Annotated in this window: 15 protein-coding genes; all 15 read left to right on the forward strand. The window is 63.0% G+C overall.

All coding sequences use genetic code 11. The features are described 5' to 3' along the window. The first annotated feature begins 60 nt into the window (after window positions 1-60). The 15 genes from KDG50_13735 to KDG50_13805 all read left to right on the forward strand — a co-directional run bounded on the left by KDG50_13735 (window position 61) and on the right by KDG50_13805 (window position 13,356). On the forward strand, window positions 61-738 hold the full coding sequence (locus KDG50_13735; protein ID MCB1866475.1) for a GntR family transcriptional regulator: 678 nt from the start codon (window positions 61-63) through the stop codon (window positions 736-738). A 90-nt stretch (window positions 739-828) separates the two neighbouring features. After that, window positions 829-1,827 carry a TRAP transporter substrate-binding protein DctP gene (gene dctP, locus KDG50_13740; protein ID MCB1866476.1) on the forward strand — a complete coding sequence of 333 codons (999 nt, stop codon included), beginning with the start codon at window positions 829-831 and terminating at the stop codon, window positions 1,825-1,827. A 74-nt stretch (window positions 1,828-1,901) separates the two neighbouring features. After that, window positions 1,902-2,441: a TRAP transporter small permease gene (locus KDG50_13745; GenBank protein ID MCB1866477.1), complete on the forward strand. Its 540-nt coding sequence runs from the start codon at window positions 1,902-1,904 to the stop codon at window positions 2,439-2,441. Continuing rightward, entirely contained in the window at window positions 2,441-3,757 is a 1,317-nt protein-coding gene (locus KDG50_13750) for a TRAP transporter large permease (protein MCB1866478.1), read from the forward strand. Before KDG50_13745 ends, KDG50_13750 begins: the two co-directional genes overlap by 1 nt. Further along, the gene (locus KDG50_13755; protein MCB1866479.1) at window positions 3,758-4,489 is read left to right on the forward strand and encodes a haloacid dehalogenase type II; all 732 of its coding nucleotides are present in this window, start codon (window positions 3,758-3,760) and stop codon (window positions 4,487-4,489) included. Then, a complete protein-coding gene (locus KDG50_13760; GenBank protein ID MCB1866480.1) occupies window positions 4,486-5,892 on the forward strand; it encodes a malonyl-CoA decarboxylase family protein in 1,407 nt (468 codons plus the stop codon). Before KDG50_13755 ends, KDG50_13760 begins: the two co-directional genes overlap by 4 nt. Window positions 5,893-5,913: 21 nt before the next feature. Then, entirely contained in the window at window positions 5,914-6,711 is a 798-nt protein-coding gene (locus KDG50_13765; GenBank protein ID MCB1866481.1) for a sulfite exporter TauE/SafE family protein, read from the forward strand. After that, window positions 6,708-8,231 carry a malonyl-CoA synthase gene (locus KDG50_13770; protein MCB1866482.1) on the forward strand — a complete coding sequence of 508 codons (1,524 nt, stop codon included), beginning with the start codon at window positions 6,708-6,710 and terminating at the stop codon, window positions 8,229-8,231. Before KDG50_13765 ends, KDG50_13770 begins: the two co-directional genes overlap by 4 nt. Then, complete coding sequence (locus KDG50_13775; protein ID MCB1866483.1) at window positions 8,228-8,698, forward strand: YiiD C-terminal domain-containing protein; 471 nt, start codon at window positions 8,228-8,230, stop codon at window positions 8,696-8,698. The genes KDG50_13770 and KDG50_13775 overlap by 4 nt, the downstream gene beginning before the upstream one ends. A gap of 18 nt (window positions 8,699-8,716) precedes the next feature. Next, a complete protein-coding gene (locus KDG50_13780) occupies window positions 8,717-9,697 on the forward strand; it encodes a quinone oxidoreductase (protein ID MCB1866484.1) in 981 nt (326 codons plus the stop codon). Window positions 9,698-9,801: 104 nt separating this feature from the next. Beyond that, window positions 9,802-10,257, forward strand: coding sequence for a rhodanese-like domain-containing protein (locus KDG50_13785; GenBank protein MCB1866485.1), 456 nt, complete (start codon window positions 9,802-9,804; stop codon window positions 10,255-10,257). An 85-nt stretch (window positions 10,258-10,342) separates the two neighbouring features. After that, complete coding sequence (locus KDG50_13790; protein MCB1866486.1) at window positions 10,343-11,110, forward strand: hypothetical protein; 768 nt, start codon at window positions 10,343-10,345, stop codon at window positions 11,108-11,110. A gap of 66 nt (window positions 11,111-11,176) precedes the next feature. Continuing rightward, the gene (locus tag KDG50_13795) at window positions 11,177-11,713 is read left to right on the forward strand and encodes an N-acetyltransferase (protein MCB1866487.1); all 537 of its coding nucleotides are present in this window, start codon (window positions 11,177-11,179) and stop codon (window positions 11,711-11,713) included. A gap of 89 nt (window positions 11,714-11,802) precedes the next feature. Continuing rightward, a complete protein-coding gene (locus tag KDG50_13800) occupies window positions 11,803-12,288 on the forward strand; it encodes a heme-binding protein (protein MCB1866488.1) in 486 nt (161 codons plus the stop codon). Window positions 12,289-12,570: 282 nt separating this feature from the next. Continuing rightward, window positions 12,571-13,356: a PEP-CTERM sorting domain-containing protein gene (locus tag KDG50_13805; GenBank protein MCB1866489.1), complete on the forward strand. Its 786-nt coding sequence runs from the start codon at window positions 12,571-12,573 to the stop codon at window positions 13,354-13,356. The last annotated feature ends 36 nt before the right edge of the window (window positions 13,357-13,392 follow it).

Raw genomic sequence — 13,392 nt, forward strand, 5'->3', positions numbered from 1 at the left:
GGATTATGAATATACCTCCAGAGCGCGGTTGAGCCCGGCCCCGCGACTGCACCGGAACCGATGATCGAACCCCTTGCCCAGCGCCCGTTGTATCTCGATGTCGCCGACCGCGTGCGCGAGCTCATCTATCGCGCGGAACTCAAGCCGGGCGACTGGATCGACGAGCCGGTCCTGTGCGCGCAGCTCGGTATCAGCCGCACGCCGTTGCGCGAGGCGCTGAAGGTGCTGCATGCGGAGAACCTCGTGGAACTCGTGCCGCGCCGCGGCTGCCGCGTGAATGCGCTCGACGACGAGGCCCTGCTGGAGCTGTTTCCGGTCATGGCGAGTCTCGAGGCCCTGTGTGCCCGATTCGCCACGCAAAAGCTGCGACCCGCGGAGCTGAAGCGCCTCGAGCGCATCCATGCCCGCCTGGAGGAGTTCGCCGAGGCCCAGGATGTCGATCGTTACTACGAGGCCAATCGCGAGTTCCATCGGGCGATTCAGGATCTCGCCGCGAACCGCTGGCTGCATCGCATCACCGGCGAACTGCGCAACGTGCTGGTGTTGGCACGGCATCGGCAGCTGACCATGCCCGGTCGGCTGAACGCCTCGCTTGCCGAACATCGCGAACTGATGCGCGCGCTGCGGATCGGCGATGCCGATGCCGCCTACCGTGCCATGCATGAGCATCTGTGTCGTCAGGAACGCGCCCTGCGGGCCGCACCGGATGACAGTCCGCGCACGGTGGCGCGGGCCTGAGGCAGCGGAGACGTTCCGTGACGAATTGATTGTCGACCACCAATAATCGTGACGATGCCAATCGTCGCGCACAACCCCGAGGAGTGAATCATGATCAAGCTGAAGAAACTGGCCGTTGCGGCGGCCACGGTCGTGGTGCTGGGTAGTTCCGGTTCGGCGAACGCCCTTGAACTGCGTGCCTCGCATCAATGGCCGGGCGGTACCGGCGATATCCGCGACGAGATGGTCCAGATCATCGCGCGGCACATGTCGGCCAACAGCACCGGCGTTGACATCAAGGTGTACCCCGGCGCCAGTCTGTTCAAACCGAAGGAGCAATGGGGCGCGATGACCAAGGGTCAGCTCGACATCACCGCCTTTCCGCTGGACTATGCCGGCGGCCGACACCCCGAGTTCAACCTGACGCTGATGCCTGGTCTGGTCAAGAACCACGACCACGCAGCGCGCCTGAACAGCTCGGCGTTCATGCGCAAGATCAAGGCGATCATGGAAGAGCAGGGCGTCATGGTGCTGGCCGACACCTGGCTCGCCGGTGGTTTCGTGTCGAAGAAGAACTGCATTCTCGAACCGGACGACGTCAAGGGGCAGAAGTTCCGCGCCGCCGGCAAGGCCTTTGACCAGATGCTCGCCGCAGCCGGCGCGACCATCTCGTCGATGCCGTCGTCGGAAATCTACACCGGCCTGCAGACCGGGGTGCTCGATGGCGCCAATACTTCGTCCGAATCGCTCGTTTCCTACCGGCTGTACGAGCAGGTCTCGTGCCTGACCGCACCCGGCTCAAGCGCACTGTGGGTCATGTACGAGCCGATCCTGATGGCGAAGAGCAGCTTCGCAAAGCTCTCCCCCGCGCAGCAGCTCGAGCTGATGAAGGCTGCCGGCAAGGCCGAGCAATACGCCCTGGAACAGGCCAAGCATGCCGATACGCAATTGGTGGAGACCTTCAAGAAGGCGGGCGTGAAGGTGGTCGAGATGACCGACGAGCAGGCTGCCAAGTGGCGCAAGATCGCTGATACCTCGAGCTACAAGGCGTTTGCCGACAACGTGAAAGGCGGTCGCGAACTGCTCGACATGGCGCTGTCGGTGGAATAGCCGTCTGCGAGGGATGCCGCTCTGCCACGCGAGCGGCATCCCGGCTGTTCAATCGAACCGCTGGATACCCGACAATGAACTTCTGCATCGATGTTTACCTGAAAGCGGTTGAGGGGCTGTCGCGTCTGCTCGGTTATATCGCCGCGCTGCTCCTGATCGTTTCCGTGGTCGTCGTCTGCCAGATGGTGTTCGTACGCTTCGTGCTGAACGAGCCAACGCAGTGGCAGACCGAATTCGTGACCTACGCATTGCTGGCGTCAACCTTTATTGGCGCGCCGTGGGTGCTGCTGAAACGGGGCCATGTGTTTGTCGAGCTGGTGCCGATGATGCTTGGCGCGCGCGGACGATTCCTGATGGCCTTGCTTGCCTACGTCGTCTCCGCCGCGTTGTGCATCATGCTGACGTGGTACGGGTTCGAGTTCTGGAAAGAGGCGTGGGATGGCGGCTGGACATCGGAGAGTATCTGGGCGCCCAAGCTGTGGAAGGCCTATGCGGCGATGCCAATTGGATTTTTCGCCATCAGCCTGCAATACATTGCGGACGTGATCTGCCTGCTGAACGGGCGCGATCACCCGTTTGGACTTGAACCCGCCACGCCCCCGGAGGTGTCCTGATGGACCCGTTGAGCATGGGCGGGATCGCCGCGCTGACCCTGATCGTGATGCTGTTGATCGGCATGCCGGTCGCCTTCGCGCTGGGTGCGACGGCGGTTGTGTTTCTGCTGATCGAGAGCGGGCCCGGGAGTTTCTCGGTGCTCGCCGAGACCCTGTTCGGATCGCTCAATGAGTTTGCATTGCTGTCGATCCCGATGTTTCTGGTCATGGGTGCGGCGATCGCGGCGTCACGCGCGGGAGCTGATCTCTATGAGGCGATCGACCGCTGGCTGTACAAGGTGCCCGGTGGTCTGCTGATCTCGAACATCGGCGCCTGCGGTATCTTCGCCGCGCTGACCGGCTCGTCGCCGGCGACCTGTGCCGCGATCGGCAAGATGGGCATCCCGGAGATGCGCAAGCGTGGCTATCCGGCGAGCCTTGCGACCGGTTCGATCGCCGCCGGCGGCACGCTGGGCATCCTCATTCCGCCGTCGATCACGATGATCGTCTATGGCATTTCCACCGAAACCTCGATCGGCCGCCTGTTCGCGGCCGGCCTCGTGCCGGGCCTGATGTTGATCGCCCTGTTCATGGCCTGGTCACTGTTCTACGCCTACAGCAAGGGCTACCGGTTCACCGAGGCGGACAAGCATTTTTCGCTGCGTGACAAGCTGGTCATCCTGCCCAAGGTGCTGCCGTTTCTGACCATCATCGTGCTCGTGCTGTGGGCGCTGTACGGGGGGGTCGCGACGCCGTCGGAGGCCTCGGGCGTCGGCGCCATGGTGTGCCTGTTGTTGGTCATCATCATCTACCGCGTGTGGCAGCCGAGAAAGCTGTGGGAGATCGTCAGTTCGGCGACGCGCGAGTCTGTGATGCTGATGATGATCATCGGCATGGCGGGCCTGTTCAGCTACATGATGTCGAGCCTGTACATCACACAGGGCATCGCGGAATACATCGCTGGGCAGGATCTGGACCCTTGGCTTCTGATGCTGTATGTGAACCTGTTTTTGCTGGTGGCCGGGTTCTTTCTACCGCCGGTCGCCGTCATTCTCATGACGGCACCAACCCTGGTGCCGATCGTGATCGCGGCCGGGTTTGATCCGATCTGGTTCGGCGTGATCCTGACGCTGAACATGGAGATCGGGCTGATCACCCCGCCGGTCGGCCTGAACCTCTATGTGATCAACGGCATCGTGCCGGATGTCAGCCTGAAGACGATTCTCATCGGCGCATTACCGTTCATGCTGTGCATGGTGCTGGGCATCGTGTTGCTGATCCTGTTCCCGAAGATTGCGCTGTGGCTGCCGGACGTGCTGATGGGTCCGGTGCGTTAGTTGCGCGATGCGCCCAAGTCCATGTCGCCACGGGCATTGCTCTTCGATGTGTTCGGCACCTGTGTGGACTGGTACGGCGGCGTGTCACGCGCGGTTGCTGCTGCGTTCGCCGCAGATGGCCTTGTCGCGGATGCGGCGAGCTTCACGCTGGCCTGGCGCAGGGCGTATTTCGACGGCATGGCCGAGGTGCGCGCCGGCCGCGCACCGTGGCGCCGCATCGACTCGATTCACCGCGATGCGCTTGATGCACTCATCGCGGAGAACCGTCTGGATGCGCTCTCCGCAGGTGATCGTGAGCGGCTTGCCCGCGCGTGGCACGCACTGGACCCGTGGCCGGACGTCGGTGAAGGGCTTGCGCGAGTCCGCGCACACCGATGGGTTGCGACCCTGTCGAACGGCAACCTGGATCTGCTCATCGACCTCGCGCGGCACGGTGGGCTTGCCTGGGATGCGCTGTTCTGCTCCGACCTGTTCGGCTGTTTCAAGCCCGATCCGCGAACCTATCTCGGCGCGTGCCGGCTCATGGGGCTTGAGCCCGGGCAGGTCATGATGGTGGCCTGCCATCGTTCGGATCTCGACGCCGCGGCGCGATCCGGTCTGCGTACGGTATTCGTTGCGCGACCCATGGAATACGGCGGTAAAACCCAGGCCGATTGCGCGAACGAAGGTGAATTCGATCTCGTCGTGGCTGGGTTCACGGAACTTGCCGCGCGTCTGGAGACGATGCAGTGAGTGCGCGTGGCTGGTTCGAGCGCCTGCTCGACACCGTGGCCGATCATGGCCGCGATCTGATTGGCCTGCGCGATCCTGACGAACGCGATGCGCCGTCGAATGCCGAGCTGTGCCACCGACTGGTCGACGGTGTGGGCGAGGCATCGAATATCGCGCTGGCGCGCGAAATCCTTCAGCGCTGGACGGGCATGGACGAGGTCGGGCGGCGTGAGTTCGTCAATCTGCTCGCGGTCGAGTTCGATCCGGATCCGGACGCCATCGTCCGCGCGGCGGGTGCGTACCGTGCGCGCGATCCCGAGCGCCTGCGCGAGCTGCTCGAAGCGACCGAGCCACCGCGCCAGGAACTGTTCCGGCGCCTGAACATGGCGCCGGGCGGCACCAAGGTTCTCGTCGACATGCGATCCTTCCTGCTGGGTGAACTGCGCGAACATCCGGAGTTCCGCAACGTCGATGCCGATCTTCAGCATCTGCTGGGATCGTGGTTCAACCGTGGCTTTCTGCGTCTAGAGCGCATCGACTGGAATTCGCCTGCGGAGATACTGGAGCAGCTCATTCGCTACGAGGCCGTGCACCCGATGCGCGGCTGGGACGACCTGCGTCGCCGGCTCGCTGCGGACCGCAGGTGTTTCGCATTTTTTCACCCCGCGCTCGCGCAGACACCGCTGATCTTCGTCGAGGTTGCGCTGACCAGGGGCGTCAGTGCTTCGATCGCGCCGCTGATCGATCCGCAGGCGCCGATTGCCGATCCCGCGATTGCCGACACCGCCGTGTTCTATTCCATCAACAACGCGCTGACGGGCCTGCGCGGCGTGAGCTTCGGCAACTTCCTGATCAAGCAGGTCGTCACGGAACTCGGCGCCGAGTTTCCGGACATCGATACATTCGTGACCCTGTCACCGGTCCCCCGCATGCGCAGCGCGCTCGGCGAGTTGCTTGGACAGGACTCTGCCACCGCGGATGAATTGCGCCTGCTGCTGGCCCGGCACCAGGCGGCGCTCCGGGAAGCCAGCGCCTGTGACCAGCCGCTCGCGGCGCTGGACCGGTTGCTGGAGCGAGACCTGCCAAGGGAATTGACCGGATTCGTCGGCGCGGTGCTGCGCGAGCTTGCGCTGTTCTACCTCCTGCGCATGAAGCGCCGCGCTCATGCCGTGGACCCGGTGGCGAATTTTCACCTCTCCAACGGCGCGCGACTGGAACGCATCAATACCGTCGCGAACCCCTCTGAACGCGGCCGGCGCGAGTCCTGGGGCTGCATGGTCAATTACCGTTACGACGGCGCCACTGTGGTCGAGAATCACGAGGCCTACGTCGGCGAAGGAAAGATCGCGCTGTCAAAGGAACTGGATCGCCTGAATCGACAGCTCGCAAGTGTCCTGACACGTGAAGCCTCGGAGGTGCACTGACATGGGCCCCTGGCAACCGACATGCAACTGCTGACGCTGTTGGCAGCGGGCGCGGCGGCTGGCACCGCGGCAGGCCTGCTCGGCATCGGTGGCGGGGTCATCATCGTGCCCGTGCTGTCGCTGGTGTTTGCGGCCGAGGGCGTCGATCCGGCGATCCTCATCAAGGTCGCCGTCGGTACTTCGCTGGCGACCATCGTCGTCACGGCCATTTCATCGGTGTGGGCGCACCACCGCCGCGGCGCCGTGCGCTGGAACCTGGTCAGGGTCATGACGCCGGGCGTGGTCGTCGGTTCGCTGTTCGGTGCCTGGCTCGCCGACCTTGTTCCCGCCTACTGGCTGACCATTGCGTTCATCGTTTTTCTCGTCGGCGTTGCGCTGCAGATGGCCTGGGGACCGGTCCGCGCGCACGGCGAACTGCCCGGGCCGATGCGCCTGCGTGGCGTGTCCGCCGTCGTCGGTTCGATCTCCGCGTTGATGGGTATCGGCGGCGGCGCCCTGCATGTGCCATACCTGAGCTGGCATGGCGTGCCGGTCAAACAGGCGATCGCGACCGCCGCATCCATCGGCTTTCCGCTGGCGCTGGCCTCGAGCATCGGCTTCGTGCTGACCGGACTAGACGAACCAAACCTGCCGCCGCACAGTCTCGGCTACATCAACCTGCCGGCGTTTGCCGGCGTGGTGACCGCGAGCATTCTGTTCGCGCCGCTCGGTGCGCGACTGGCGCATCGCTTGCCGGACAAGGTGCTGAAGCGCTCGTTTGCGGTGTTCCTGTTCATTCTGGCCATGCGCATGGCCTACGACTTCGTGCTCAAACCATGAACGACGAAAACCTTTACCTGCGTTTTGCGCGCGAGCGCTTCGCGCATGGCGGCGACCGCGACTTTCTGATGTCGCCCGGTCGCAGCGCGCTGCGCTATGCCGAACTCGATGCGGTGACCGGCCGCATGCAAAGCCGTCTATGCGATCTCGGTGTGCTGCCCGGTGACCGGGTGATGGTGCAGGCCGGAAAGTCCGCCGAGGCCGTGGTGTTGTATCTCGCCTGTCTGCGCGCCGGGGCGATCTACATTCCGCTGAACACGGCGTATACCGCGGCGGAGATCGAATATTTCATGGCCGACGCCGAACCACGGCTGTTCGTATGCCAGCCAGAGACCGAACCCGGACTCGCAGCCGTGGCGAAACGCGTCGGCGTGCCGCATCTGCGCACGCTCGGCATGGCCGGTGACGGCAGCCTGCTGAACGCGCTGGATGCGCTCGATCCGCAACCTGCCGTGGTGCCGCGCGCTGGCGATGATCTGGCCGCGATTCTCTATACGTCGGGCACGACCGGTCGATCCAAGGGCGCGATGCTCAGTCACGCAAATCTGCAGTCGAACGCCGAGGCGCTGTACGAGTACTGGCAATGGCGCGATGACGATGTGCTGCTGCACGCATTGCCGATCTTCCACGTGCACGGGCTGTTCGTCGCCCTGCACTGCGCGCTGCTGGGTGCCTCGCCGGTACATTTTCTGCCGCGGTTCGATCCGGCCGAAGTCATCGCGCGGTTGCCACGCAGCACGGTGATGATGGGCGTGCCGACGTTCTACACACGATTGCTCGCAACGTCGGCGTTCACCGCCGATGTGTGTGCAGGCATGCGCCTTTTCATCGCGGGTTCCGCGCCGCTGCTTGCCGAGACCCACCGTGAGTTCGAGGCACGCACCGGCCATCGCATCCTCGAACGTTACGGCATGACCGAGGCGGGCATGATCACCTCGAACCCGTACGCCGGCGAGCGGCTGGCCGGCACGGTTGGTTTCGCGTTGCCGGGCGTGAGCGTGCGCATTGCCGACGAACAGGGACGTGAAGTGCCGCGCGGGGAGACCGGTGTGCTGGAACTCACCGGTCCGAATGTATTCAAGGGCTACTGGCGCATGCCGGAGAAGACCGCCGCGGAGTTTCGCGCGGACGGCTGGTTCATCTCCGGCGATCTCGCGACCATGGATGAGTCCGGGCGGGTCAGTATCGTCGGCCGCGCGAAGGACCTGATCATCTCCGGCGGTTACAACATCTATCCGAAAGAAATCGAGGGCGAGATCGACGCGGTCCCCGGCGTGCGCGAGTCTGCCGTGGTCGGTGTGCCGCATCCGGATTTCGGTGAGGGCGTGGTGGCGGTGGTCGTGGCCGATGGCAGCCGGTCGCTTTCCGAAGCCGATATTCTCGCCCCGTTGCAGGGCCGGCTCGCGCGTTTCAAGCAGCCCAAGCGTGTGTTTCTCGTCGACGAACTGCCGCGCAACACCATGGGCAAGGTACAGAAGGCCCGGCTTCGCGAAACCTACAGGAATCTTTTCCCGTCATGAGCGAACATTCCGGTGAGCAGGCCGGGCCCGGCCTCATGCCGCGCGCGGTGCTCGAACAACGCATCCTGGAGGGCATTCCGCTGGCGACGGCGATGAACTTTCGCGTCATGGAACTGGACGACACTTCGATCACGGTCTGTGGCGGCGGCAACCAGAACATCAACGTACATGGCACGGCATTTGCGGGTTCGCTGTATGCCGTCTGCACGCTAGCGGCCTGGGGGCTGGTCACGGCGCGATTGCCGGAAGGCGCCAGCGTCGTCATGCAGGAAGGTGCGATCCGCTATCGCAGACCGGTGATCGGTGACATCGTCGCGCGCTGTGAACTCGATGCCCAGACGCTCGACTCATTCGTGGATACGGTCGCCCGCACGGGTCGCGGTCGCATTCAGGCCGAGATCATCGTGCCCGCTGAAAAAGGTCCGGCCGTTGAGTTCATGGCGACTGTCCATGCGCGCATGCCGTAACGTACAGGAACGCAGAACATGCAGATCAAGGCCATTCGCATGCACGCCCACGGCGGACCAGAGGTACTGCGCTGGGAAGAGGTCGAACTCGTCGAGCCTGGCCCGGGCAGCGTGCGGGTGCGTCACCATGCGGTGGGCCTGAACTACATCGACGTCTATCACCGCACGGGGCAGTACCCGACGCCGTCTCTGCCCTGCACGATCGGGATGGAGGCCGCCGGGGTCGTCGAGGCCCTCGGGGATGGTGTCGGCACGCTCGCCGTGGGCGATCGTGTGGCCTACGCCACACCGCCGCTCGGTGCCTATGCCGAGGCGCGCAATCTGGCCGCGGACCGGCTCGTGAGACTGCCCGATTGCATATCGTTCGAAACGGGCGCGGCCATGATGCTCCAGGGCATGACGGTGGAATATCTGCTGCGCCGAACGTATCCGTTGCAGGCCGGGCAGACCGTACTGTTCCATGCCGCGGCCGGCGGCGTGGGTCTGATCTTCTGTCAGTGGGCGCGACAGATCGGCGCGACGGTGATCGGCACGGTCGGCAGCGCGCAGAAGGCCGACCTCGCGCGGGCGCATGGTTGTACGCACACCATTCTCTATCGCGAAGAGAACGTGGTGGAGCGCGTACGCGAATTGACCGGTGGCAAGGGTGTCGACGTGGTCTACGACGGTGTCGGCAAGGATACCTGGATCACCTCGCTCGACAGCCTGCGCGTGCGCGGGATGATGGTGAGTTTCGGTAGTTCCTCGGGCAAGGTGCCGCCGCTGGAACTGGCCGACCTCACCTCGCGCGGCTCGCTGTACCTGACCCGCCCGACCCTGATGACCTATACCGCGGCGCCGGATGAGTTGCAGGCCAGCGCGGCCGCGCTGTTCGGCATGGTCGATCGTGGCATCGTTTCCATTCCGGTGAACCAGCGTTATCCTCTGGCGCAGGCCTCCGACGCCCACCGGGCGCTGGAGGCGCGCGAGACCGTTGGTTCCAGCGTGCTGGTGGTCTGAGATCGAGAGCAGCCAGCAGCCAGCAGCCAGCAGCCAGCGGCCAGCAGCCAGCAGCCAGCAGCCAGCAGCGAGCCTAAGGTAAACCAGACTCTGGGGGAGGACCCATGATTCAGAAACTTGGCGCCTGCATGCTCGCGGGCCTGTTGTTGTCTGCGCCTGCATTGCAGGCCGCTGATCCCCAGGCCATTGACGCCATGCAGGAGATCATGGCGTTCAGCGCCTACTCGGGGGGCAATATTCTTCCCGAGCAGATTCCCGCCGCCGACTGGGCCGGATTCTTTGTCGTCGATGCACGGCGCCCGGAGGACTATGCCGCCAGCCACATCGACGGTGCCGTGAACATCGAATGGCGCAAGGTGCTCGAATCCATTGGTGAACTGCCGGAAGACAGGGCTGTCATCGTCTACTGCAACACCGGCAGCCTGTCCGCACAGGCCGCGTTTGCACTGAAGGTGGCAACGGGACGCGAGGACATCCTCGTGCTGACGGGCGGCTACGACTCGTGGAAGGCCAAGGGCGGGTTCGACGCCCACAAGCGAGCCAGCGAACCGCGGTTCTGAGAGCCGCAGTGGGAATTCTGAATCTGGGAGGAAATCCGGGGAAAGGGCATCAGGGTCTCTGCTGACGATCGGATTGGGTGAGGTCATGGAATTCCCGGAAAACCTGTTGAATCTGGATTATCTGGTCTATAGCTCTCACAAGACCGGCACCCAGACGCTGGTCGAGACGCTGAACAGCAGCGGGTTCAGATGCAGGCACTGTCATGTCCTGGGCAACATGGGCCTCAGTAGCGGGGAGTTCAGACGCTATCTCGATCGCTATCTCGAAAGAAACAACAGGAAGCTGAATGTGATCACGGTCTTCAGGGAGCCTGTGGAGCGGCATGTTTCATCATTCTTTCAGGGTCATGGTTCGAGACCCTTGAGGTTGAACGAGGTCAAGAGTCGGTTCGAAACCATCATCTACAAGCACACCATCGAGCAGTTGCAGGAACTGTTTGTGTCGGAATTGAGGTCTCGATCGATCATCGGATTTTCCGAATCACTGCATGAGCTCTGTCGTGAATGCGCGGTCGACACAAGCGATCTAGCATTCGACGAATCCCGGCAATCCGGCGTGTTCGAGACTCCGCAAATGAGGATTTATCTGTTCAGGTTTGATCTGCTGTTCAGCAACCTGACGAAGTTGCTGTCTGAAATCACCGGCAGGACGCTTTGCATCAGAGACAGCAACATGAGCAATTCGAAGTGGTATCGGGACATTTACACCAGATTCAAGTCGAGCCTCGTGATTCCAGGCAATGTGGTGTCAGAGACATACGGTCTGAAAGGTGACCTGATTCGCGTGTTTTATTCCGGCGACTATGCGTCGGCATTGAGTCGGGCGATGGTCAGATACGGGAATTCGACGTAGTCGAAGGGCGGCTGTCCGGAGCATCCGTTCGGACCGACCAGGCCGATTGACGAGAGGGCCGTCCATATGATCCGGGAGATCCGCATGGCGCACCGCCATGACCGTGACGCCGTCCGAGCCGTGCATCTGCGCGCATTTCCGGATGGCGAGGGCGAGGTGGTCGCGGCGCTGGCTAAAAGCCTGCTCGGCGAGGATTCCAACCCCGAAACGATTTCGCTGATTGCGCTGGCGGATGGCGAAATCGTGGGCCATGTCGCGTTCAGCCCCGTATTCGCCAACCCGGGCGATTCGTGTCTGGGGTACATCCTCGCGCCGCTGGCCGTGGTGCCGGAGTTTCACGGGCGCGGCATCGGTTCGCGGCTGGTTCGGGATGGAATGGCCCGGCTTGCACAGAGCGGCATCGATGTCGTGCTGGTCTATGGTGACCCCGGATACTACGGGCGATTCGGGTTCCAGGCGCAGGCGGCGGAAAACTATCTGCCGCCACATGAACTGAAATTTCCGTTCGGCTGGCAGGCGGCCGTTCCTGACGGACGTGTGTTGGTTCGACAGCCGGTTCGGCTGTCCTGCGTTGCACCGCTTGACGATCCCTCGCTGTGGTGACGTGCTGTCGTCCCGGCAGTGGTGGCGCAGAACGACGGCTTGTTACCATCAGTTCGTCTGCATCCGTGGTCTTTTCCGGAGATTCATTCATGCGTCGTTTCGCATTGCTCGCCCTGATTCCGTTGACGGTGTCGGCACAGACGCCGGATCTGCTTCCGGTCAAACAGATCAGTCTCGAACTGGCGCACGACATCGCGATGCAGGCGGTCGAGGCCTGCCGCAAGGACGGCTACACGGTCTCCGCCGTTGTGCTCGACCGCGCCGGCAACGTACAGGTGGCACTGCGTGACTCGCTTGCCTCGCGCTATACGCTCGAGATGGCCGAGCGCAAGGCCGGGCTGGCAGTGCTTTCCAACTCGGACACCGGCGAGTTTCGCGAGGCGCGCGCCGATATCCGCCCGGAGCTGAACCACATGCGCGGCATTGCGGTGCTAGACGGCGGCATGCCGATCCACGCCGCCGGGCGGCTGGTCGGCGCCGTGGGGGTGTCCGGCGCGCCGGGTGGCGACAAGGACGCAGCCTGTTCGAAGGCCGCGCTCGCGGCCGTCTACGAACGCCTGGAATTGGCTGACTAGGGGCGCGGGCCACGGGTTTTCGCGCACCATGGGCCCGGGGTGAGGCCGCGAGTGTAAAAGTTGCCCTATGTTTTGAGTGCGAAAATCGGCTGAATTCCGGAAAATTTTACACTAACTCTAAAACAGTTAACCTTTAGTTTAAAAAATAGATTACAAATGAATGTAAGACATTGAAAATATAGACGTAAAATAATTTTTGTGGGGCCGGTTCTATTGGCGCGCAATATGCTCGTATCCAAGGCATCCTGCGGCGGGATTCGTCGCTGTTTCGGATTTGCCCGCATGCGCCACCCGGTGTATTCCTTCGGCCCTCGTCACGCTCGCATCGCCGCGGCGCTATCTCTGGGCGCTTGTCTCGTCATGGTGGCCGGTCCGGCCCGTGCGATTCTGATCGACGATTTCGTTACCCAACAGACCGTTTCGGTCAGCGCGGCGGCACCACCAACCCAGTCGGGATTCAACAGCGCCGCGACGCTTACGGCCATCGGCGTAGAGCGAGACATCTCGGTCACCAAAACCTTTGGCGCGCTTGGCGAGTTGGTGCGGGTCCGCACCAACCCGACCGGCTTCGACCTGTTGTCGCAGGGTATCGACACCGCGCGTGGCACGGTTCGGATCGACTGGGACGGTCCCGACGCATCGTCGGCGATCAATTACAACGGTCTCGGTGGGAAGGATTTCACCGGTGGGGTGGCAAACTCGTACTTCGAGATCATCGTCGCCGATTCCGACCACGCCGGCCCGATCACGATCACTTTCTATGAGAATGGTGGTGGCGGGACGAAATTCGCGTCCACGGTTTTCAACATCCCGATCGTGGCGCCGGATTCCTATCAGTCATTCACCCGGCTGCTCGCTGATTTCTCCTTCGCCGGTGGGGCAACATTTAATAGCGTGTTTACGAACGTTGGAGCGATTTCGATGTTCATCGACGCCAGCGCCGTCGCACAGCAGAGTTGGGATCTTCGAATCGACTTGCTGCGCACCGCACCGGCACCGGCTTCCGTGCTGCTGATCGGCTTCGGCATGGTCGCAATGGCACGTCGCCGCAAACTCGAGTCGCGATAACTCGACGAGTGCTGAATTGCCAGAGCCCCGCTTGCG

Source organism: Chromatiales bacterium (assembly GCA_020445605.1).
Classification (GTDB): Bacteria; Pseudomonadota; Gammaproteobacteria; order JAGRGH01; family JAGRGH01; genus JAGRGH01.

Excerpts from the sequence above, each read along its gene's own strand:
- KDG50_13765 (MCB1866481.1), top strand. The coding sequence starts at position 5,914 with ATGCAACTGCTGACGCTGTTGGCAGCGGGCGCGGCGGCTGGCACCGCG.
- KDG50_13790 (MCB1866486.1), top strand. The coding sequence starts at position 10,343 with ATGGAATTCCCGGAAAACCTGTTGAATCTGGATTATCTGGTCTATAGC.
- KDG50_13735 (MCB1866475.1), top strand. The coding sequence starts at position 61 with ATGATCGAACCCCTTGCCCAGCGCCCGTTGTATCTCGATGTCGCCGAC.
- KDG50_13770 (MCB1866482.1), top strand. The coding sequence starts at position 6,708 with ATGAACGACGAAAACCTTTACCTGCGTTTTGCGCGCGAGCGCTTCGCG.
- KDG50_13800 (MCB1866488.1), top strand. The coding sequence starts at position 11,803 with ATGCGTCGTTTCGCATTGCTCGCCCTGATTCCGTTGACGGTGTCGGCA.
- KDG50_13805 (MCB1866489.1), top strand. The coding sequence starts at position 12,571 with ATGCGCCACCCGGTGTATTCCTTCGGCCCTCGTCACGCTCGCATCGCC.
- KDG50_13750 (MCB1866478.1), top strand. The coding sequence starts at position 2,441 with ATGGACCCGTTGAGCATGGGCGGGATCGCCGCGCTGACCCTGATCGTG.
- dctP (MCB1866476.1), top strand. The coding sequence starts at position 829 with ATGATCAAGCTGAAGAAACTGGCCGTTGCGGCGGCCACGGTCGTGGTG.
- KDG50_13780 (MCB1866484.1), top strand. The coding sequence starts at position 8,717 with ATGCAGATCAAGGCCATTCGCATGCACGCCCACGGCGGACCAGAGGTA.
- KDG50_13775 (MCB1866483.1), top strand. The coding sequence starts at position 8,228 with ATGAGCGAACATTCCGGTGAGCAGGCCGGGCCCGGCCTCATGCCGCGC.
- KDG50_13745 (MCB1866477.1), top strand. The coding sequence starts at position 1,902 with ATGAACTTCTGCATCGATGTTTACCTGAAAGCGGTTGAGGGGCTGTCG.
- KDG50_13785 (MCB1866485.1), top strand. The coding sequence starts at position 9,802 with ATGATTCAGAAACTTGGCGCCTGCATGCTCGCGGGCCTGTTGTTGTCT.
- KDG50_13795 (MCB1866487.1), top strand. The coding sequence starts at position 11,177 with ATGATCCGGGAGATCCGCATGGCGCACCGCCATGACCGTGACGCCGTC.